The following is a 20,371-nucleotide window of genomic DNA, read 5'->3' on the forward strand; positions in this document are numbered from 1 at the left end:
GAACATTCAGAGTGGGAGATAACGCTTGAGCACGGCCCAGCTATCCCTCGTCGCACCGCGCAGGGACAGTTCGTCGATCTCCTCGACCTTGAAGCCATAGCTCTGGAGAACCGAAACTCGGTCGGCGCCCGGGAAAGGTGCAGCCTCCAGTCGCCGCACTGGTGTCCGGGCGAACCGGTACCAGGTCGATAGCGGAAGGGTGACGTCGTAGCCGGACGGATGCGGCGCCCGCGCCATCGCGATCGACGGACCGTCCAGGTCGGAGAACGTGGGCGGTTCGCCGGTCCACAGCGTCGCCGCACGCAGGTCGTCCAGTCGGGTCACAGGAACGACCGAGGCCGACGGGACCTGCGCGAGCAGTCCGCGCAAATCCGCGGCATCCGACTTTCTTATGGCCCGGGCGATGTCGTCATAGTTGTCATCCTTGGCGCCGATAGCGGCTACGACCTGCGGCAGCGCGTCCTTGCGAAAGCCGAGAAAGATCCAACCGTCGGCGCACCGGTACAATGCCTGATGCGCACCGTATCCCCTGGTGGCCTGGCCGGAGGGCTCCGAGGGGACGTGGCCCGGCGCGTCCACCATGAACGGAAACTGTACGTATTGGGCTCCCATGCTCAGGGAGGTCCTCACGTGCGCGCCGCCTCTGCCGAGTTCGCGCGCGATCAGCGCGTGCGCGATGCCGCAGGCGGCCAGGAATCCGGTCATGTAGTCCACGCAGGAGGCAACACCGTGCAGCACCGGCGCATCGACGGCTCCGTAGCGCGCCGAAATGCCGGTGGCGTATTGCAGCACGGGATCGAACGACGGGAAGTCCTTCCTGGGTCCGCCCGAGGGACCTCCCCATGCGCTGATCTGGCAGGTGACGAGGTCGGGCTTCAGTGTGTGGAGATTCTCGGGGCCGATGCCCATGCGGGCCGCCGAAGCGTCGAGGAAGTTGTGCATCACGACGTCGGCCTGCCCGGCCATCCTGGCGAAGGCCGCGCGGCCCTCGGGCGCCTTCAGATCGAGGATGAGGGCGCGCTTGCCCTGGTTGACGTCGATGCCGAACCACATGGTCATGCGCGGACCGCCGGACGGCGCTGGCGCGTCGATCCGGACGACATCAGCGCCGAACTCCGCGAACACCCTTCCGCCGGCGGGACCGGCGATGACGTTGGAGAGATCCAGCACGCGAAGGTCCGGGAGGATCGCAGCCCCCTCGCTTGCCTGCTTGCGGCGCGAGGGTTCGATGCGGGGACGCGCCCAGCGGGCTTCGAGGACGCGCTGCCTCGGCCGCAACGCGGACGACCGGCACTCATTCCCTTCGATCGAGACGAAGCGGCCGGCCTGATTGGTCCGTCCCCAGACCGGGTCCTCAAGCCTCGCGACGTTGCCGCCCTCGGCAGCTGACGGCAGCCGCAGCCACTCGGTCGAAGTGCGCACCACCGACGAGGGAACGCCCGCACGTCCCAGGTCGGCCTCCCAGTCCGCTGCGGGCCGCGTCACAAATCGTTCTGATAGACGCTGGCGCAGCCGCATCCGCCAGTCGAGGCTCAGCGTGGCGAGGTTGAGATTGTTCCTGGCTCCGCTTTCGTCGTATGGCGAACCGACGATCAGTCCCTCGCCCAGCAGTTCGTCCAAGATTCCCACCACGTCGAGGCAGGCGCGCGCATGGTGGACGTGCTCAACGGCGTTGATGAAGATGAGCTGGCCGTCCGCGCATTTGTAGGTGCTAAAGGACGGCCAGCTGAACTTTGAAAGATAGGCCTCAAGCCTCGCCAAGTGCTCGGGCGCGAGTTGGTCGGACAGGTCCCTCAGAATCGGAAGCGCCGTCTCCCGCATGACCTTGTCGATGGGGGGCAGGTCGAAACGCTGCGGCTGCCCGTCGACGTCCATGGCAAGCAGCGCCATCGCTGACATGACGGCATCGGCCAGCGGGACCTCGATGTACTGCCCCTCGCCTGTTTTCAGGCGGTGCAGAAATCCCATCGATGCGGCGATTGCCGCATGTACAGATCCGTACGCGGATGCCATGGGGAGTGCGGTGAAGGTCGGATCGCCGCCGAGAACCGGCCCCCACAGATGGATGTCGGTGTAGACTCCCACCGCCGCACAGACTGCACCCTCCCAAGGATGATCGGCGCGCATCGGGCTGCCCTTGGCAAAACCCGGCGTCGAGACGTAGACGACGCTCGGATTGGCCGCGGCGACGCCCCCGTAGTCTAGCCCGGCCCTTGTCGTCCGGCCCTCGCCCCAGCCGTCGAACACGATGTCGCATTCAGACGCGAGCTCCGCAGCCATCCTGCGTCCTTCGGCGGTCCCGTCGTCGAGTTCGACGAGGCGCTTGCCGCGCTGAAGAAGCGCATATTCCGGCCCTTCCGCTTCGCCGGGGGCGATGATCTCGATCACATCTGCGCCCTGGTCCGCGAACAAGACGGATGCCATCCCGGCCGCCCACTGGCCGCCCAGAACCAGAACCCGCACGCGCTCCAGCGGCTGCATCGCCGCGCCAGTCTCGATCTCGCCCATTTTTCATTCTCCCGGTCGGGCCGCCGTGGCGATTGAGCGCCGGCGGCATTTCTCGGGAAAACGACTATCATGACTAAAATCATTTTGGTAGTGATTGATTAGTATTGGATAACAAGGGAGTTACAAAAGTGCTGAATGTCCTCGCAATCGTCGCCGCAAAACCCGGGCAGAAGTCCGAGATCCTCAAGCAATATCGCCGGATCGTCCGGACCGTCCGCATGGAAGATGGCTGTCTCGAATACGGGGCGACCGTCGACAACTGCTGCTTCGGGCCGCCTCAGACGCCGATGGGCGACGACGTGATCGTGATCATCGAGAAATGGACCACTGCGGAAGCGCTACGTGCGCACACCGCCTCGCCACACATGACGGCCTATGCCGCCGCGACGAAGGATCTGATCGCCAGCCGCGTTATCCACATCCTCGACGAGGCGTGAGCCATGGGCGCTTATCGTCGATGAACGACGACTCCTCATCCTTCCGGCTCGAACGATGCGTCGGTGATGGCGAACTTGCGAACCGTTAAGGTAGCGACGACGGCCAGCGCGATGAAGTGGATGAGTCGCGACGGCGCGGCGAGGCGCGAGCGGGTTACCCACTTGGCGAGCGGATTTCGGCGGCTGGAGAATAAAGGGACCGGTCTTTTCCGACCGGTCCCTTGTTATTATTCAGCCGCCTGCATGATCCCGCGGGACTTCGACACCGGATCGGCGACCGTGCCGATCGCCTCCATCGACTTCTCGAACTTGACAAAGTCGTCGTCCATGATCGCGCGGGGGTTGAAGTTCTCCTCCGCGATGATGCCGTGCACGCGACGGCGCTGCATGCCCATATTGCCGCCGTCATAGATCGGCAGCACGGCGGCCTCGCGCAGATACTTGCCGAACTTGTATTCGGTGCTGAGGCTATTGACGCCGACGATTTGCATACACTTGTAGACGCAGTCGACCATCGCTTCGGTCACGTTGATTTTGCACATCGCACCGATCAATTCGGCGTGCTGTGAGTGCTTGTCGAGATAGTCTGCCGCGCGCCAGGAGAAGTAGCGCGCAGATTCGATCTTCGCCGCCACGTCGCCCATGATGTAGCCGGCATTCTGGAAACGGATAATCGGAGTGAGCGATCCGGCCGTGTTGGTCTTGAGGAATTTGAGCGCATCCTCATAGGCTGATCGCGCCACACCAACGGCCGCGATGGCAGCAACCGGACCTGACCAGGCGAAGTTGCGATTGATCACGAAGTCGCCGTTGCCTTTGGCGCCGGGCAGCAGATTGTCGACCGGCACCTTGGCATCCTTGAATACGATGAACGCGTTCGAGGTGGTGCGGTGGCCTTCCTTATCCAGGAACGTCCACGTAATGCCCGGCGTGCCACGTTCGATAACGATGGCCGATAGTCCCTCCGTGCCTCCAACGCTGGTGTCCGTGCGGATGATCGCCGTTTGGGTGTTGGTGCCGAGCCCATCCCAGCCGGCCGAAGAGGACCATTTCTTCTTGCCGTTGAGGATGAAGTAATCGCCGTCACGGACTGCGGTCATACCGATGCCGGCCTTGGGAAGGGGACTATCGAAATTGGCCGTGCCGCCGGTGCCGCCCGGCGGCTCACCGGCTGTCCAGGCGCTGAGGTAGGTGCCCGTCGGGTCAGAAGTCGCGGCACCGATGAAACGCCTCTTCTGTTCCTCGGTGCCGTACCAGGACACGGGCATCAAGCCGAGCCCGTTGCACAGCACGGTGCAGGCGAAGCCGGGGTCGACCGCGCAGATCTCTTCGGCGGCGATGACGAAGTCGAGGCAGGATAATCCGCCGCCGCCGTATTCCTTTGGCAGCATAGCCATAGCGATGCCGGCTTTGTAGGCCTCGATGTAGGCGCCTTTGGTCTTCTGGTATGCCAGCATGGGATCCGGCTCTTTGTCGGCCGCCGGTATGACGGGAGCCAGAATCCCTTCCGAAAAGTCTCGCGCCATCTTCTGAATTTTCCGCTGCTCTGCGGACATAGTGAAATCGATCGCCATTCGCGTTCTCCGTTGAATGCTCGTTACAGATCGTTGGAAGCGAGAAGCCCGGCCTGCTTGCCTCAACCGGCGCATCATCGGCTCACGCCGCGAAACGACAAGAAAATACTTTAGGCAGTTTTAACTGTCTAAAGCATCAAAATGCACTTAGAGCGTGCAATCTGTCGGAGTTTTGGGCAGGATGAGGCCGAAATTGACACAGCGTCGGCGCCTTTCTTCGGATACATCTGACGCAGGACTGCAAAGTGGAGGCTTTGTGTGATTGTTGGCGATACGCAGCAAAAACTGCTGGCAAAACTTCTGGAATCGAAGGCTGGATTGACGGTCGACGAACTGGCGGGCGCCGTCGATATCACACGCAGCGCGGTCAAGCAGCATCTGTCGGGCATGGAACGGTCGGGATATGTACACCACACCTCGTCGAAGAGCGGAGGCCGGCCGCGCTTTCTGTACACGCTCACCGAGAGTGGAATCGATCTATTCCCGAAGCGCTACTCTTGGTTCTCGCGCGTCATGTTCGAGAGCCTGCGCAAGAAGATCGGCGCGTCGAAGTTCGGCCCCTATATGTTCGAACTCGGGGTCGATATGTCGGCGACCGCGATCCCGCGGCTCGTGGGCAAGACGCGAGTCGAGCGCGTCGTCGAGATCGTGAAGATCATGAACGAGACGGGGTTCGCGGCGCGCGTGACTTCGCCCAGCAAAGGCGAAAAGCTTCCTCGCATCGAGTGCAAGAACTGCGTATTTCACGATCTCTCGAAGGACTATACCGAGGTCTGCCAGTTCGATCTCGGATTCCTTTCCGGTTTGATGGGTGCGCCGATCGAACATCAGGAGTGCATGCAGCGCGGAGGTCAGGCCTGCCGCTTCAGATTCCTGCCGACGGCCTGAATTTCGGGTGGCGGCGCTTTCTTGCCGAATGGCGTTGCGACCGAGCTTGCGATCGCGCGCGGGTCGAAGTCCGGTTCGGCCATCACCGCACAGATCTTCCGCATCTGCATTCCGATGTTGCCCGCGTCGTAGAGCGGGAAGACCGAGGCCTCCCTGAGATAGCGTTCGAGTGGATGGGATTTGTCCAGCGCGTTCACGCCGACGACCTTCATCGCCTGAAAGACGGCGGTAAACAGCATCTCGCTGCAGAAGACCTTCGCCATCGGACCGATCGCGTGGCCGTCGGCGTTGTGAAGGTCGTGATAGTGAGCAGCCTTCCATGCGAACGCGCGTCCGGCTTCGACCTTCATCGCGACTTCCGCAAGCGTGTAGGCGACGATCTGGTGGTTGATGATTGGCTTGTCGTCGCCACCGGTGTACTTTTTGGCCCACGACAAAGCGTATTCGTAGGCCGACCGGGTCACGCCGACGGACGCAATCGCGGCGACCGGCCCCGACCATGTGAACGCCTTGTTGATGACGAGATCGCCGTCCCCGACCGCGAACGCATTCTCCTCGGGGACCCGGCAATCCGAGAACACGACGGAATTGTTCTGACAGATGCGGTGACCGAGCTTCGAGATCGGCCGCTCATAGGAGATACCGCTGGTTCCACGCGGGATGATGATGGCGCTGAGGCCGCGCGACCCTTCGGCCTGCGGATCGGTTCGAATGATGCAAACATTGGCGTCCGCGCCCTGGAGATCCCAGCCGCCGGCATTCACCGGCCAATATTTTCGCCCGTTGAGGACGTATTCTCCGTTTTTCTTGTCGTGTGTGGCTGTGAGGCCGATGCCGGCCGGATAGGGCGCTACGCCGTCGAAGTTGGCCGTCCCCCCGGGACTTCCAGCCGGTTCGCTCACGGTCCATCCTGCCAGATATTCGCCCCGGGGGTCGCTGGTTGCAGGTACCAGCCATTTCTGTTTCTGCCGTTCCGACCCGAACCAGACCAGAGGCATCAAGGCCAGTCCATTGACGAGAAGGATGGTGGCGAAGCCGGGATCGATGGCACAGAGTTCCTCGACCACGATCTGGAGGTCGACGTTGGAAATCCCGCCGCCGCCATACTTTTTTGGGATGAAGCCGGTGGCAAATCCCAGCTTGTAGCTTTCGATGTAGGCGTCTTTGACCGCCTGGAATGCCCTTTGCGGATCAGGATCCTCGTCGGCGGCGCAGACGAGCGGAGCGAGGATTTCGTTGGCGAATTCGCGGGCGATACGTTGCAGACGTCTTTGATACGATGTGAGCGTAAAATCAATCGCCATCATCGCCTCCGCTCGCGTTTCGACCTAAAGACAGTTTTCCATATCTAAAGTGACCGCGTGTGTTCGTATTATGTGCACGATGCTCTAATTGATAGGCAGTTGACCGGTGTTCTTGGTAAGAGCCAAACTCAAACGCGTCTGTGGGTTTTGCGCGGTCCTTCCCGTCCCCGAACACGGAGGGACGGTGCGGCGACGCCGCGCGCTAGATTGACGCGCCGAACGCCCTGGCCAAAGCGCCAGCCGCGATCGCTGTCGCACTTCTCGGAATCCGCGCAATGTCCGACTTTAGTCCGCAATCCGCCTCACGGCGGAATTAGATGCCGGCTCGCGGCAGCTCGCCGCCGCGAGCCGCCTTCGGCCCGAAGAACCGAGGTAGGTGACGACCAAGCGCTGGATCGAATTTCCTTTCGATCGTCCTCCGATAGCTTGCTCTTGCGGGTTCAGCGTTCTCGTCGTGGTCGAGACTGATGCTCGCCACAGCATGCTCGCCCCATCCTCGAGCATATCCGCCGCTACTGTCATGCGCCAGCGGGTCACGTAGGCGAGCGGTGGTTCGGCCACGGCTTGCAGGAAACGACGGGCGAATGTTGTCCGTGACGACGCTGAGTGCTGCGTCGACTCCGCAACTGCCGACATAGCTCGTCACGTGGCGGCGGATGCGGGCCACGGGATTGCCCGCTGCAGGCAACGGCACCGCGCGCGAGGCCTGGCACTATCAATTGATCTGCGCACTGGGTGTCGAGCCTCGAGGCCTCTACGGCTTCTTCGCTAAAGGACGCAACGGCTACGCGTCGAGCATCGTCGGTGCATCCGCGCTAACCGTCAGTGAGCGCACCAGAGAACTCAACACCAATATGAGATTTGGTCCGGTTGGAAGCGGTGCGTCGGTTCGGTTGTTACGAAAAACGTATTGACGTGGGAACGTGTGTTCGAAGGAAATCGACCAGCGCGACGATCCTTGAAGGTAGCGGTGAGCGCTTCGGAAAAGCCGCCCAGATGGTCTGATCAGACGGTCGCTCCTCGGGCAACAGCTCGGTCAGCGAGCCATCATCCAGATGGTCGTGCACATAGAAATCTGGAAGCTGGCAGATGCCCAAGCCCTGAATTGCCGCGTCCAAAACGGCGAAGCCACTGTTGCAGCGCCATCGTCCCTGCGGCGTAATTTGATTGTCCTTGCCGGCGCTCTTGAATTGCCAGTGTTGTGCGGTGCCGAGCAAACACGCGTGGTCCTCGAGATCGGAGGAGCTTACCGGGAATCCGCAACGTTCGAGATAGGCAGGCGCCGCACATAGGTGGAGTGACCTTGAGCCGAGTTGAACCCGATCGAGCCGCGCGTCTGTGACCATACCGATCCTGACGCCGATATCCATTCCGTCGGCGACCAAGTCCAGCACCCGGTTCGTCAGCTCCATGTCGACGCTGATCTCCGGATGAGCCGCCACGAATCGTCCGATGATCGGAGTGATTGTCCGCTCGCCGTAGGCCACGGCGCAAGTTAGCCGGATCAGTCCCTTAATCGCGTCGTTGCTAGACTTAACGCAATCGAAAGCTGCTTCGCGTTCATCGATCAGTCGGCGGCACCGCCGTTCGAACAGGCGACCACTTTCCGTCAGCGCGACCCGCCTAGTGTTACGCACTACTAGCTGCGTTCCGAGCCGTTCCTCGAGCCGGCCGATCTCGCGGCTGACCTGAGAAATCGAAATTCCGAGGCGTCCTGCAGCGCGCGTAAAATTTCCGGTTTCGGCGACGGCTACCAGTACCTCAAGGCCCTCCCAGCGTTGCATCCGGATCCTCCATCTTTGCCTATAGGCAAAACTGATTCCCAAAAGGCCGGATTATCGCCATGGCGTCAAGACGCTAGTTACTCCGTGACTAGGAGGACGATATCAATGAAAACGCGCGCCGCAGTCGCATTCCAGGCCAAGAAGCCGCTCGAGATTGTCGAGCTTGATCTGGAAGGACCCAAGGCCGGTGAGGTGCTTGTCGAGATCAAGGCGACGGGCATCTGCCACACTGACGCCTACACGCTCGACGGCTTCGACAACGAGGGCATCGTTCCCTCGATCCTCGGTCACGAAGGCGCAGCAATCGTGTGCGAGGTCGGCGCCGGCGTGACCTCGGTCAAGCCGGGCGACCATGTGATTCCGCTCTACACGCCGTTCCAGGAATCCGGCTCGGCGGCTCCGGGATTTGCCGCTTTCGTTTCGTCGGTGATCGAGTCCGGCGTCAAGCCGGCCGATATGGCCGAGATCCGGTCGCGACTCAAGGAGCTCGGGTTGGAGACCTATGATTGCCTATCGCCGCCGCTGATGGATGCGATTGCCACCCATGTGGCAAAGGCCAAGGCCGCATGGTCGACAGTCCGCCTCGTCGCGCACTCGAGCCGGTATCTCCGTGGGGCTGCGGGCCCACGAACTCCGGACCGGTCGGTTCGGCCCGCCGAGGCGTCCTGTTGCGGGCATGCCCTCCGGACCCGGTTGCGCTATGCTGTAGCAGGGTCGTCGCGCGCCGCGGCCGGCCGGTAATCGAAAGGACGGAAGGCAATCGGTCCGGGTCCACGATGCATATCGCCATCCATCTAGATCCCAAGAGTAAGACCAGTCTGCAGATGCAGATCTACGACCAGTTCGTCGATCACATCCGCTCAGGCCGCCTGAAATCCGGTGGCCTTCTTCCGAGCTCACGCGATTTGAGCCAACAGCTGGGCGTCTCCCGCAACACCGTTTCCGAAACGTACGAGAAGCTGGTGGCCGACGGCTACATCCACACGGCCCCACAGAAGGGGACCTTTGTTCGCGCTTCTTTGCCCGAAGACGCGATGTCGACGGGCGCGAGGAAGATCATCGAGAAGGCGGGCATGATGTCCGCGATCAATTTGCCCTTGCCTTACGGCGCCCGGGGCTTGCCCGGACTCTACGCGCCGCCGGACTCCCAGATCAGGACCGACTTCCGGTTCGGTCGCTCTGACCCGCACTCTTTTCCGGACAAGACGTGGCGCCGGCTCCTGCTTGAATGCTTGGGCGGTGCGTCGGAACGGATCAGCCAGTACAACGATCCTGCCGGAATTCTCGAACTGAGGGAGCTCATCGCGAGCTACCTCGGACCGTCGCGCGGCATGTCGGTGACCGCCGACGACGTCGTCATCGTCGGCGGATTTCAGCAAGGCATCAATCTCGCGGCCCACCTGATGGTCGGCGTGAACACACCGGTCGTGATGGAAGCGCCCTGTTATCGCGGCGCCGCGTTCCTCTTCGAGACCTACGGCGGCAAGGTCCTTCCGGTGCCCGTCGACGAGCACGGCATCAACGTCGATCGATTGCCGCGCCATCGCGTGAAACTCGTCTACGTTACGCCGTCGCACCAGTTTCCGACGGGCGGCACTATGTCCCTTGAACGACGTCTGGCGCTTCTGCAGTGGGCGGCCAAGGCCGGGGCCTACATCCTCGAAGTCGATTACGATTCCGATTTCCGTTACGAAGGAACGCTGCTTCCCTCTCTGCAGTCGCTGGACCGGAACAGCTGCGTCATCTATCTCAATTCGTTCTCGCGATCGCTCGGTCCGGGACTGCGCCTGGGATACATGATCGTTCCGCGCGATCTCCTGAACGTGACGAGGACGCTGAAGGCGCTGATCGACAACGGGTCGCCCTGGCTCGAGCAAGCGACGCTCGCGCAGTTCATGAAGAACGGTAGCCTGACGAGCCACCTGAAGCGTCTTCGGAACACGTATCGCGATCGTCGCGACCAGGTGAGATCGTCGATCGAGAAGCACTTCGGGGCGACCAGGCTGACCGGCGATGCCGCCGGCACGCACATGCTGTGGAGCTTACCGGACCAGCTGCCTGACGCTACGGAACTGAAGGCGATCGCCAGGAGCGCCGGCGTAGGGGTCCATGGGCTACGTTCCGAAGCGGTCCTGCACGAAGAGATGCTCGATAATCACGAGCGAAGAGTCCTACTGGGTTACGTTCATCTGACGCCGACTCAGATCGACGAAGGCTTCACCCGCATGGCGGGAGCCTTGGCCGGTAAGCGCTGAGCGCGAAAACACCCGCACGACACGCCGTCATTTGCGGCACGTTGCCAAATCAAAGGGCATCGATCGCCGCTTTGCGCGCCAGCAAATCCCGCGATCAGTGAAAATATCACTGGCGCTACGTCCATGTCGGTGGCTGGCCCTACATTTCGCGTTTCTTGCTGTCGAATGTGGGGGCTCCCATAGCGCGGACGATGGGGAATATGTCCCCTCTTCAACGAAGTCCGGGCCTGACTCTTGCCGATAGGAGTGTCGCCATGTCCGTTCAAGCCTCTACCATGTCCGTTCAAGCCTCTACCAGAACCGTTCGCGGTGCATGCCCGCAGGATTGCCCCGATACCTGTGCCTTCATCTACCACGTCAAGGACGACAAGCTCGTCGAGGTGACGGGTGACCCCGATCACCCGATGACGCGCGGCGGTCTCTGCGTGAAGCTCAAGGATTTCGCGGAGCATCACTACAATCCGGACCGCATCCTCTACCCGATGAAGCGGACGGGACCGAAAGGATCCGGACAGTACGAACGCATCAGCTGGGACGAGGCGCTAACCACGATCAAGACCAAGTGGACGGAGATCATTGACCAGTACGGAAGCACGGCGATCATGCCGCACGCCTATCTCGGCAACCAGGGGACTGCGAATGGCTTGACGGCCGGCGATGCCTTCTTCAACCGTCTGGGCTCGACCGTCGCGGAGAAGACCTACTGCGAGTCAGGTTCGTCGACGGCATGGGTCATGACGGTCGGCCCGACCGGCGGTCTCGACGTTGAAAGTCTTGCCTACGCGAAGTACATCATCGTGTGGGGCATGAACATGGTCTCGACGAACCTGCACGCTTGGCCATTCGTTCTGGAGGCGAAAGCGAAAGGGGCGAAGATCGTCGTGATTGATCCGTTCAAGTCGCGCACGGCCAAGCAAGCCGATTGGCACATAGCGATCAAGCCGGGCACCGACGCCGCCTTAGCGCTCGGCATGATGAACATCATCATCCAGGAAGGTCTCGTCGATTACGACTACGTCGAGAAATACACGCTCGGCTACGAAGAGCTGAAGGCCCGCACCGCCGAATTTTCCGTGGAGAAGGTCTCGGAGATCACCGGCATTCCCGTCGCGGACATCCTCAAGCTCGCGCGCGAATACGCGACGACACCGCCCGCGGCGATCCGCGAAGGCGTCGCCGTCGAGCGCTGCCCCGGCGGGGGAGACGCGGTTCGGGCGATCACGTGCCTGCCCGCGCTGATCGGCGCGTGGCGACACGTCGGCGGCGGAGCTGTCGAGATGCCGATCTACGAATTCCCAATGAGCGTGGCTCACGTGTCGAGACCCGATTGGATCAAGCCGGGGACGCGCGTCATCAACGAACTGGATCTCGGCGCTGCACTTACCGGCAAGATGAAGCTGGATCCGCCGATCAAGTCGGTCTTCGTCTACAACTCGAATCCGGTTTCGCAGGCGCCGGACGCGGGCGAACTGGTCAGGGGACTTCAGCGGGAAGATCTCTTCATGGTCTGCAGCGAACTCTTCATCACGGACACTGCGAGATACGCCGACATTCTGCTTCCGTCGACCATGCAGGCCGAGCAGTACGACATCATGGTGACCTGGGGGCACCTATACATCATGCTCAACCAGCCTGCGATCCCCGCTCCCGGAGAATGCGTCGCGAACATCGACCTTTTCCGCAAGCTGGCGAAGACGATGGGATTCAACGACGACTATTGGGATCTTACGGACGACGAGTGGTTAACGCTTTCGTATGATTGGAGTTCGCCCGCGCTCGAAGGCATCACCCTCGACCTTCTCAAGAAGGAAGGATGGAAGCGCCTGAACATCGGCATGCCGGATGTCAGGGCGCCTCACGCGGAAGGAAACTTCAAGACGCCGTCGGGCAAGTGCGAGTTCAAGTCGAGCATGGCGGAAGGCGGCAACATGGTGTTGGACGTCTGGCGGTCCGGATACACCGAGATGCAGGTCGGAGGCTACGTCGATCCCGTTCCGAATTATATCCCTCCGCACGAAGCCAACACGCGCGGGCCGGATAAGTCGCCCCAATTCCCGCTCAACCTGATCTCGCCGAAGCCGCACGCGTTCCTCAACACGCAGTACGGCAACGAGACCCCGCAGATGAAACGGCAAGGCGAGCAGCGGATCATGATCAACCCCGCAGACGCCGCCATGCGGTCGATCGCCCAAGGCACATACGTGCGAGTCTTCAACGAGCGCGGTAACTTCGAGGCCAAGGCCGATCTCACTGAGGACGTCGGTGCGGGTCTCATCGTTACGAATGTCGGACACTGGCCGGGTCTCAACAGGACCGGGACAGCGGTCAACTCGACCACCGCACCCCGCCACGCGAACCTCGGGCAGGCCGGCGTCTATTCCGACAACCGCGTCCAGGTGGAAGCGATCGCTTGATCCCTCGGGACCGTCGATCGGCATCCGCTCGACGGTCCCGACCTTCGGATAACGTTGAGGTCTAAAGATCATGCCACACGTCGTAACGGACAATTGCAGTCGATGTCTCTTCACAGACTGCGTGGAGCATTGTCCGGTCCAAGCCTTTCATGCCGATGACGAACGCAGCTACATCGATCCAGACACTTGCATCGATTGCGGGGCCTGTATCCCGCCCTGTCCGGTGCAGGCCATCCACGAAGTCTTAGAGCCCGACGACGAGCGGGAGCTGCTTGAACTGAACAGAAGCCGTTCGAGGGCTCTGCCCGTGATTTCGGCGAAGCGGTCTCCTCTACCGTGGGCGGCTGCCCGCCAAGCCGAACTCGGTTTCTGAGTATCATGGTTGAGGCCAAGCGCATGAAAAGGCACGTCGCAATCGTCGGCAGCGGACCGAGCGGCTTCTACGCCGCCGAGGCCCTCCTGAACGCATCGTCGGACATCGTGATCGACATGTATGAGCGGTTGCCGACGCCGTACGGACTGGTCCGCAGCGGCGTCGCGCCGGATCATCCGAAGCTCAAGCAGGTCACGCTCGTCTTCGACAAGATCATGAGGTCCGAGACATTTCATTTTCTCGGGAACGTGAACATCGGCGCCGACATGTCGATCGACGATCTGCTGCAAGCTTACGACGGCGTCGTCCTTGCCTACGGAGCCAGCGCAGACCGCAAGATGGGCATCGCCGGAGAGGATCTCGCCAACAGCCATTCCGCGACCGAGTTCGTGGGCTGGTACAACGGGCATCCCGATTTTCGGGACAGCTTGTTCGATCTCAGTCAAGAAACGGCCGTCGTCGTGGGGCACGGCAACGTGGCGGCCGATGTGGCGCGCATCCTGCTGCAGCCGGCCGACGACCTGCGCCGGACTGACATCGCCGCGCATGCGCTAAAGGCGCTCTCCGAGAGTAGGATTCGCGAAGTGCACCTGGTCGGCAGGCGGGGGCCGGCCCAGGCGAAATTCACGACGCGCGAACTGCGTGGCTTGGCCCATATCCCGAAGTGCCGGGCCGTCGCCCACGGCGATATGATAGAAATCGGTTCGGCCTGTGAGGCTGAGCTTGCGGACAAGTCGAACCTCAACGCGCTACAGAACGTGCAGTTCTTTCGGGGGTTGTGCGACAGCGAACACGCTCCGACAGCGCGCAAGCTGATTTTCCATTTCTGTCTCAGTCCCGAGCGCCTTGAGGGCGCTGCCGGAAAAGTCGATCGGTTAGTCTTTCGGAAAAATGTGCTTTTAGGCGCTCCGTTCGAGCAGACCGCCGCCCCCACGGAGGAGCTTGTTGGCATCGAGTGCGGCCTGGTCTTCGGCAGCATCGGCTACCGGGGTCAGCCCTTGGAGCGCCTGCCGTTCGACTTCCGCCGCGGCATCGTTCCGAACCGCAAGGGTCGCGTCGAGTCCGAAGGCGCCGCCGTCGACGGACTATACGTGACCGGCTGGCTCAAGCGCGGGCCAACGGGAATCATCGGCACCAACCGCGCCGACAGCATTGAGACGGTGCAGCAGATCTTGGAAGACTTTCCGCTCAGCCCGGCGAAGTCGCCGCAAGGGCGCGGCCGACTTCTGGATTCGATTCTTCGCCGGAGCTCTCGCGTCATTGGGTTGCCGGAATGGCTCAAGATCGACGCCGCCGAATGCGCGATGGGACGCCAGGCCGAAAAGCCGCGCGAGAAATTCACGCGCGTGGTGGAAATGATCGACGTCGCCGCCGCTGGCTGAAGCGAGAGCCTCGCTCGCACTCTAATATCGTGCCTCTTTCGCTGGCACCATGAGTCGTTCGGTCACTGGCCCTGCTCAGCGGCAACCCAGCACCGGAAATAGAGGGCAGGACGGCCCGACGGCATCGTCGCGGCTGCGGTCCTGCAACCGCATCGCTCGCTGGAATCGGCGCGCAAATCACCGAGAGGACATGTCGCGTGGCAAACAAGAAAGTATCGAAATTTGGCGTCAAGGCTGCGAAGCCGATCGAGACGGATCTGGAGGGATGGAAGAAGGTCGACGGCAATCCGACCATGAAGACCTGGATCGAATACACGGCCGACGATGGTTCGTCGATCTCGGGCTGGTGGGGCGCCACCCCGGGCACCTATCACGCAACCTATGCCGCTCCCGAATTCGTGCACATGATCGAAGGCCAGATCACGATCACGCCGGAAGGCGGCGAGCCGGTGACGGTCAAGGCCGGCGACGCCTTCGTGGTCGAAAAGGGCTTCGTCGGCACCTGGAAGATCGAGAAGGAAGTATTCAAGCACTTCACCATCAAGCTGAAATGATCGGTCGCCTGGCGCGCGTCCCGACGTCCGCCAGGCTTCGCTACCCGTGAGGTACGTCGCGTGAACATGCCGTTCTCCCCCGCCACCAGCCGGCCGCTCATCGACGGCTTCGCCCGGACCGTCACTTACTTGCGCGTTTCCGTGACGGATCGTTGCGATCTCCGCTGCGTCTATTGCATGTCGACTGAGATGACTTTCCTTCCCAAGAAGGATCTTCTTACACTCGACGAACTGGACCGGGTGTGCTCCGCCTTCATCGCACGAGGCGTCCGAAAGTTGCGTCTGACCGGAGGCGAGCCGCTGGTGCGCCGCGGCCTCATGGATCTCGTCCGGAGTCTTTCGCGTCACGTCAGATCGGGCGAACTTCAGGAACTGACGCTCACGACCAACGGAACCCAACTGTCCAGATACGCAGATAGCCTCGCAGCATGCGGCGTCCGACGGATCAACGTATCGCTTGATACGCTCGACCCCGCGACCTTCAAGAAGGTCACCCGCGGTGGCGACTTGGCCGTCGTACTCGATGGCATTGCAGCCGCCCGCACTGCGGGCCTCAAGGTGAAGATCAACACGGTCGCGCTGCGGGGCCTCAACGAAGAAGTCCTTGAGGACTTGGTCGAGTGGTCGCACGAGAGGGGCATGGACATCACCCTCATCGAGACCATGCCGTTGGGCGATACCGGCGAGGACCGAACGGACCGATACGTCCCGTTGTCACTGGTCCGGTCCCGGTTCGAAAAGCGCTATACTCTCGTAGGTCTGACCGAGACGACGGGTGGTCCTGCACGATACGTCCGGATAGCCGAGACTGGCGGCCGTCTGGGATTGATAACCCCGCTGACGCACAATTTCTGCGAGACCTGCAATCGGGTCCGGGTCTCATGCGACGGGATGCTCTACATGTGCCTCGGCAGAGACGGCCGGGTCGATCTACGGCAGGCGGTCCGGGCTTCGCCTTCCGACGCGTTGTTGAACGAAGCCATCGACGACGCGATGAGACGAAAGCCTTTCGGGCACGATTTTGTGATCGAGCGGCGCGGGCAGTCGCCAGCGCTCAGCCGGCACATGTCCGCGACGGGTGGCTGATGGACGCGATCGTGGCCAGCCGATGCCGGAGGCTTGCGGCCATCGTCTACGACGAACAGGCCTATCCGGACGACATCCTGATGGAAGTGATTGTGCGCTGTCGCAAAGCGGGCTTCCCATTGGCTGGAATCATTCAGCGTAGGATCGGCGGCTCCGTCCATCGCTGCCACATGCTGTTCGTGAATCTGGCGACCGGCGAACAGACGTCGATCTTCGTGGACCGGTGCCCCGCATCGAGGGGATGTAAGCTGGACGAGGACGCCATGCTTCAGGTCGTGGCGCAGCTCGGGCAAGATCTAGCGAAGGGCCCGAAGCTTCTGGTGCTGAACAAATTCGGCAAGGTCGAGGCGGAAAGCGTGGGCATGCGCGAATTGATCGCACAGGCTATCTTCGACGGGATTCCCGCCGTCATCGGCGTTCCGAAGCGCAATCTGTCCGCCTGGCGTGAATTCGCGGGAGACCTGTCGATCGAGCTCCATCACTCCTGGGAGGTCGACGACTGGCTGTCCCGAACCGCTGGCTGCCCGCCTTCGACCGGGCAGCGTTGATGAGCCGATTGCTAGATGTTGGCGCGATAGCCACCGCAATCCTGCGCATCGTTCAGAAGCTGACCGGCCATCGCCGGTACGCGTTTTCCTGCTCGAAGGACGCACCGCTATTGAACAACACGTTCAACAAGCGCTTGCGGCTACTTGGCATTGACACCAAGACTGATCCTTGTGCCCACGGGTTCCGGACCACCTTCTCCACCCTGTCTCACCACGAAGAGATCAAAGACGCCAAGGCATGGGATGGCGATGTCGTCGAGCTGCAGTTCGCGCATCTCGATAATTCAACTGTGGAAGGGCTCTACAAGAAGCACGGACCACTCGCGCTGATCGGCTCGCGCACAAAGCTGATGCAGCATTGGGCTGATCGGATCGACCACTGGCTCGATCCCAAGAAGGTGATGCCGATAAAGGGACGCTCCGCACCGCGCGCTGGACTCCAAGCGAGACGCCGGCGGCGTCCGTGAGCACGACGACGTGGGCCAGCGGAGGGCTCTCGACCGCGCCGGGGAAGGAAACGTCGAGTGTCTCTTTGATCTGCATGTCGGACCTCCTGGCCTTCCGATCGTTCAACGGGACGCCGGCCTCGGCCCGTACACGAGGGCGGCCGACGATGGCCCGAAGATTGCGTTTATGAAGGTCAAAAGGAAAATTACCTCTCGCCAAGGAGTCGATAGCCGACCGTTATCGGACTGGCTGAAGACGCTTCGCGCGCCACGGCAGAAGTGCGGCGCTTCCTTCCGTGAGGCTCACCCGGACGGAGCTCTTGGCGACCATGAAGAGGTGTTCACATGCCTATCCTCCGTACAAGCCCGGATTACGCGCAGTTATCAAAATCATAGCTTTGCGAGCCGTGGGCTCGATTGGCCGCCAGCGACCCATCGCGGGAGCCAATTTGGATTACCGACTGATGTGGATCGCATTTGCGCAAGTCCTCCGGGAACACCAGACCGTCCGCGCCGACGTTGCCGTTCACGGCGAGAGCATGGACGATCAGCGCGACCGGGCCGATCTACGTGCACGCCATCATCTCGACCACATGGACGAAGGCTTCGTGGGACCGATCATGTATCGATGACCGCCTTCGCTGTACGAACGGTGGCAAAGTGCTTCAGCGCAGCTCTTTCAACAGCTGTGCGATCTGGTTCGCGCAGTTGAGTAGCACGGGCAGCAGATGTTTGCGCAGATCGCTGATTTTGACGCGGGCCGAGGCCGCACTCGCGCTGACGGCGGCGACGATGTCACCGTTGGCGACAAACACCGGGACAGCCATCGATCTGATACCTGGCGCCAGTTCCTCATCGCTGATGGCATAGCCGTTCTTCGCGGCGGTCCGGATCACAGACAGAATCTCCGGGATCGCGGTCAGGGTTCGCGGCGAGCGCGCGCTCATCGGATGCCGGTTTAACCGTCGCGTGATGTCGACATCGGGATGGCGGCAGAGGAGGATGCGGCCCGTCGCCGAGCAATAGAGCGGCAGATAAGCGCCGACGCGAACGCCGGTCTGGACGTAGTGTTCGGCTTGCGCGCGCGCAATGAAGAGCGATTGATCGTCGTCCAGTACCGCCAGCGAAACCGATTCCGCGACTTCGTCGCGGGCGCGCTCCAGCAGCGGCTGCGCAAGGTGCGCGAGTTTATCACGCTCGGACATCATGCCGCCCAACCTCCGCAACCGCGGCAGGGGACGGAAGTCGCGTCCTGATAACTCCAGGTAATTCAACTCGACCAGGGTGAGGAGGCATCTGCGTGCTGCGGCGCGTGTGGCGCCTGACGCACGTGCAGCGTCCGCAACACTCATCACAGGATACACGGAGAACGCCTGGATTATCGCAAGGCCCTTCGCGAGCCCCGCCATTCCTTCCTGCTTCTTCTCTTTGGGTTCTGCAATTGCCATAGCCAAGCTCGCCTTGACAGCCGATTTAGAAGGGCTCAACGTGTTCGCAATTCGACTATATGTTCGATATTCGAACATACTCCTACTCAAGTCAACCGCTAGGGGACGCCGATGAATAAGATCGTTTTGCCGCCGGAAGCAGCGAACCCAGCCTCTTGGCCGGAAGGTCTCACCCGGGTTCCGTATTGGGTGTTTCAGGATCAATCGGTTTACGCCGAGGAGCAGCGCAAGATCTTCCAGGGGGCGAACTGGCATTATCTTGCACTGGAAGTTGATCTGGCGGAGCCGGGCGATTTTCTCACCACGAACATCGGGGACACGCCCGTCATCGTCACGCGCGACACCGACAAAGAAATCTACGCTTTCGAGAATCGCTGCGCACATCGCGGCGCGTTGATCTGCCTGGAAAATCGCGGCAAGCATCGCAAGGATTTCAGCTGCGTGTATCACGCCTGGAACTATGACCCGCAGGGCAATTTGACTGGCGTCGCTTTCAAGGACGGTATCAAGGGCAAGGGCGGCATGCCGGACTCCTTCAAGATGGAGCAGCACGGTCCGCGCAAGCTGCGCATCGCGATCCTTCACGGCCTGATCTTTGGTTCATTCTCCGAAGACGTGCCTTCGATCGAGGAATATCTCGGTGAGGAAATCATGAACCGCATCGAGCGGGTGCTCGGCGGCCGCACCCCGGTGGTGCTCGGGCGGTTCACTCAAGTGCTTCCGAACAACTGGAAGCTCTACATGGAGAACGTCAAGGACTCCTATCACGCCAGCATCCTGCATCTCTTCTTCACGACCTTCGAATTGAACCGGTTGTCGATGAAAGGCGGCATCATCGTTGATGAGAGTGGCGGACATCACGTCAGCTACTCAGCGATCGATCGTGAGGCGGACAAGGACGTTGACTACGCCAAGCAGCAATTGCGCTCTGAGAGCGAGTACAAGCTCGCCGATCCGACCCTGCTCGAAAGCTTCGACGAATACCACGACGGCTGCACGCTGCAGATCCTGTCGGTATTTCCGACCTTTGTGCTGCAGCAGATCCAGAACGCAATCGCTGTGCGCCAGATCTTGCCGCGCGCGGTCGACAAAACTGATCTGAACTGGACCTATCTCGGCTTCGCTGACGATACGCCGGAGCAGCGCCTAACGCGCTTGAAGCAGGCCAACCTCGTGGGCCCCGCCGGGTACATCTCGATGGAAGACGGGTGTGTCGGCGGCTTCGTGCAGCGCGGCATTGCGGGTGCAAGCGACGCTCAGGCGGTACTCGAAATGGGCGGCTCTGAGGCCAACAGCAGCGAGAGTAGGGTGACCGAGGCGTCGGTACGCGGCTTCTGGAAGGCGTATCGCGCCAACATGGGAATCTAAGG

At 61.5% G+C, this 20,371-nt stretch carries 17 protein-coding genes and 1 pseudogene; 13 read left to right on the forward strand and 5 right to left on the reverse strand.

The window, feature by feature from the left end; all coding sequences use genetic code 11:
• Nucleotides 1–6: 6 nt before the first annotated feature.
• Nucleotides 7–2,508 carry a CoA transferase gene (locus ACP2YO_RS42310; RefSeq protein WP_426437105.1) on the reverse strand — a complete coding sequence of 834 codons (2,502 nt, stop codon included), beginning with the start codon at nucleotides 2,506–2,508 and terminating at the stop codon, nucleotides 7–9.
• 128 nt (nucleotides 2,509–2,636) lie between these two features.
• Between ACP2YO_RS42310 and ACP2YO_RS42315 the strand changes: the two genes are divergently transcribed.
• Nucleotides 2,637–2,945: a putative quinol monooxygenase gene (locus ACP2YO_RS42315; protein WP_426437106.1), complete on the forward strand. Its 309-nt coding sequence runs from the start codon at nucleotides 2,637–2,639 to the stop codon at nucleotides 2,943–2,945.
• 227 nt (nucleotides 2,946–3,172) lie between these two features.
• Here the strand turns inward: ACP2YO_RS42315 and ACP2YO_RS42320 are convergent, their stop codons facing one another.
• Nucleotides 3,173–4,519 carry an acyl-CoA dehydrogenase family protein gene (locus tag ACP2YO_RS42320; protein WP_426437107.1) on the reverse strand — a complete coding sequence of 449 codons (1,347 nt, stop codon included), beginning with the start codon at nucleotides 4,517–4,519 and terminating at the stop codon, nucleotides 3,173–3,175.
• Between the two features lie 258 nt (nucleotides 4,520–4,777).
• On the opposite strand from ACP2YO_RS42320, the gene ACP2YO_RS42325 reads away from it, so the two are divergent.
• The gene (locus ACP2YO_RS42325; RefSeq protein ID WP_426437108.1) at nucleotides 4,778–5,407 is read left to right on the forward strand and encodes a helix-turn-helix transcriptional regulator; all 630 of its coding nucleotides are present in this window, start codon (nucleotides 4,778–4,780) and stop codon (nucleotides 5,405–5,407) included.
• On the opposite strand, the gene ACP2YO_RS42330 is transcribed toward ACP2YO_RS42325, so the two are convergent.
• Both ACP2YO_RS42330 and ACP2YO_RS42335 read right to left on the reverse strand, forming a co-directional pair.
• Nucleotides 5,371–6,711, reverse strand: coding sequence for an acyl-CoA dehydrogenase family protein (locus ACP2YO_RS42330; RefSeq protein ID WP_426437109.1), 1,341 nt, complete (start codon nucleotides 6,709–6,711; stop codon nucleotides 5,371–5,373). The genes ACP2YO_RS42325 and ACP2YO_RS42330 overlap by 37 nt on opposite strands.
• 896 nt (nucleotides 6,712–7,607) lie before the next feature.
• Nucleotides 7,608–8,495, reverse strand: coding sequence for a LysR family transcriptional regulator (locus tag ACP2YO_RS42335; protein WP_426437110.1), 888 nt, complete (start codon nucleotides 8,493–8,495; stop codon nucleotides 7,608–7,610).
• Nucleotides 8,496–8,600: 105 nt separating this feature from the next.
• On the opposite strand from ACP2YO_RS42335, the pseudogene ACP2YO_RS42340 reads away from it, so the two are divergent.
• The 10 genes and pseudogenes from ACP2YO_RS42340 to ACP2YO_RS42385 all read left to right on the forward strand — a co-directional run.
• A pseudogene (locus ACP2YO_RS42340) lies at nucleotides 8,601–8,870 on the forward strand (alcohol dehydrogenase catalytic domain-containing protein); the annotation flags it as partial.
• 401 nt (nucleotides 8,871–9,271) lie between these two features.
• Nucleotides 9,272–10,750 carry a PLP-dependent aminotransferase family protein gene (locus ACP2YO_RS42345; RefSeq protein ID WP_426437111.1) on the forward strand — a complete coding sequence of 493 codons (1,479 nt, stop codon included), beginning with the start codon at nucleotides 9,272–9,274 and terminating at the stop codon, nucleotides 10,748–10,750.
• A 254-nt stretch (nucleotides 10,751–11,004) separates the two neighbouring features.
• The gene (locus ACP2YO_RS42350; protein WP_426437112.1) at nucleotides 11,005–13,164 is read left to right on the forward strand and encodes a molybdopterin-containing oxidoreductase family protein; all 2,160 of its coding nucleotides are present in this window, start codon (nucleotides 11,005–11,007) and stop codon (nucleotides 13,162–13,164) included.
• 70 nt (nucleotides 13,165–13,234) lie between these two features.
• Entirely contained in the window at nucleotides 13,235–13,537 is a 303-nt protein-coding gene (locus ACP2YO_RS42355) for a DUF362 domain-containing protein (protein ID WP_426437113.1), read from the forward strand.
• A gap of 5 nt (nucleotides 13,538–13,542) precedes the next feature.
• Nucleotides 13,543–14,919 carry an FAD-dependent oxidoreductase gene (locus ACP2YO_RS42360; protein ID WP_426437114.1) on the forward strand — a complete coding sequence of 459 codons (1,377 nt, stop codon included), beginning with the start codon at nucleotides 13,543–13,545 and terminating at the stop codon, nucleotides 14,917–14,919.
• Between the two features lie 197 nt (nucleotides 14,920–15,116).
• On the forward strand, nucleotides 15,117–15,473 hold the full coding sequence (locus ACP2YO_RS42365; RefSeq protein WP_426437115.1) for a cupin domain-containing protein: 357 nt from the start codon (nucleotides 15,117–15,119) through the stop codon (nucleotides 15,471–15,473).
• A gap of 66 nt (nucleotides 15,474–15,539) precedes the next feature.
• Nucleotides 15,540–16,559 (forward strand): GTP 3',8-cyclase MoaA, encoded by a 1,020-nt coding sequence (gene moaA / locus ACP2YO_RS42370; protein ID WP_426443454.1) that lies wholly within the window; start codon nucleotides 15,540–15,542, stop codon nucleotides 16,557–16,559.
• Nucleotides 16,559–17,107: a DUF2478 domain-containing protein gene (locus ACP2YO_RS42375; RefSeq protein WP_426437116.1), complete on the forward strand. Its 549-nt coding sequence runs from the start codon at nucleotides 16,559–16,561 to the stop codon at nucleotides 17,105–17,107. Before moaA ends, ACP2YO_RS42375 begins: the two co-directional genes overlap by 1 nt.
• A complete protein-coding gene (locus ACP2YO_RS42380; RefSeq protein ID WP_426437117.1) occupies nucleotides 17,107–17,574 on the forward strand; it encodes a hypothetical protein in 468 nt (155 codons plus the stop codon). The genes ACP2YO_RS42375 and ACP2YO_RS42380 overlap by 1 nt, the downstream gene beginning before the upstream one ends.
• A gap of 428 nt (nucleotides 17,575–18,002) precedes the next feature.
• The gene (locus tag ACP2YO_RS42385) at nucleotides 18,003–18,185 is read left to right on the forward strand and encodes a hypothetical protein (protein ID WP_426437118.1); all 183 of its coding nucleotides are present in this window, start codon (nucleotides 18,003–18,005) and stop codon (nucleotides 18,183–18,185) included.
• Nucleotides 18,186–18,218: 33 nt separating this feature from the next.
• Here ACP2YO_RS42385 and ACP2YO_RS42390 read toward each other — a convergent pair whose 3' ends face one another.
• Nucleotides 18,219–19,079: an IclR family transcriptional regulator domain-containing protein gene (locus tag ACP2YO_RS42390; RefSeq protein ID WP_426437119.1), complete on the reverse strand. Its 861-nt coding sequence runs from the start codon at nucleotides 19,077–19,079 to the stop codon at nucleotides 18,219–18,221.
• A 33-nt stretch (nucleotides 19,080–19,112) separates the two neighbouring features.
• On the opposite strand from ACP2YO_RS42390, the gene ACP2YO_RS42395 reads away from it, so the two are divergent.
• Complete coding sequence (locus ACP2YO_RS42395; RefSeq protein WP_426437120.1) at nucleotides 19,113–20,369, forward strand: aromatic ring-hydroxylating dioxygenase subunit alpha; 1,257 nt, start codon at nucleotides 19,113–19,115, stop codon at nucleotides 20,367–20,369.
• Nucleotides 20,370–20,371 lie beyond the last annotated feature (2 nt).

Source organism: Bradyrhizobium genosp. P (assembly GCF_049949265.1).
Classification (GTDB): Bacteria; Pseudomonadota; Alphaproteobacteria; order Rhizobiales; family Xanthobacteraceae; genus Bradyrhizobium.

Excerpts from the sequence above, each read along its gene's own strand:
- ACP2YO_RS42320 (WP_426437107.1), bottom strand. The coding sequence starts at position 4,519 with ATGGCGATCGATTTCACTATGTCCGCAGAGCAGCGGAAAATTCAGAAG.
- moaA (WP_426443454.1), top strand. The coding sequence starts at position 15,540 with ATGCCGTTCTCCCCCGCCACCAGCCGGCCGCTCATCGACGGCTTCGCC.
- ACP2YO_RS42330 (WP_426437109.1), bottom strand. The coding sequence starts at position 6,711 with ATGGCGATTGATTTTACGCTCACATCGTATCAAAGACGTCTGCAACGT.
- ACP2YO_RS42375 (WP_426437116.1), top strand. The coding sequence starts at position 16,559 with ATGGACGCGATCGTGGCCAGCCGATGCCGGAGGCTTGCGGCCATCGTC.
- ACP2YO_RS42345 (WP_426437111.1), top strand. The coding sequence starts at position 9,272 with ATGCATATCGCCATCCATCTAGATCCCAAGAGTAAGACCAGTCTGCAG.
- ACP2YO_RS42395 (WP_426437120.1), top strand. The coding sequence starts at position 19,113 with ATGAATAAGATCGTTTTGCCGCCGGAAGCAGCGAACCCAGCCTCTTGG.
- ACP2YO_RS42355 (WP_426437113.1), top strand. The coding sequence starts at position 13,235 with ATGCCACACGTCGTAACGGACAATTGCAGTCGATGTCTCTTCACAGAC.
- ACP2YO_RS42380 (WP_426437117.1), top strand. The coding sequence starts at position 17,107 with ATGAGCCGATTGCTAGATGTTGGCGCGATAGCCACCGCAATCCTGCGC.
- ACP2YO_RS42360 (WP_426437114.1), top strand. The coding sequence starts at position 13,543 with ATGGTTGAGGCCAAGCGCATGAAAAGGCACGTCGCAATCGTCGGCAGC.
- ACP2YO_RS42390 (WP_426437119.1), bottom strand. The coding sequence starts at position 19,079 with ATGTTCGAATATCGAACATATAGTCGAATTGCGAACACGTTGAGCCCT.
- ACP2YO_RS42335 (WP_426437110.1), bottom strand. The coding sequence starts at position 8,495 with ATGCAACGCTGGGAGGGCCTTGAGGTACTGGTAGCCGTCGCCGAAACC.
- ACP2YO_RS42350 (WP_426437112.1), top strand. The coding sequence starts at position 11,005 with ATGTCCGTTCAAGCCTCTACCATGTCCGTTCAAGCCTCTACCAGAACC.
- ACP2YO_RS42310 (WP_426437105.1), bottom strand. The coding sequence starts at position 2,508 with ATGGGCGAGATCGAGACTGGCGCGGCGATGCAGCCGCTGGAGCGCGTG.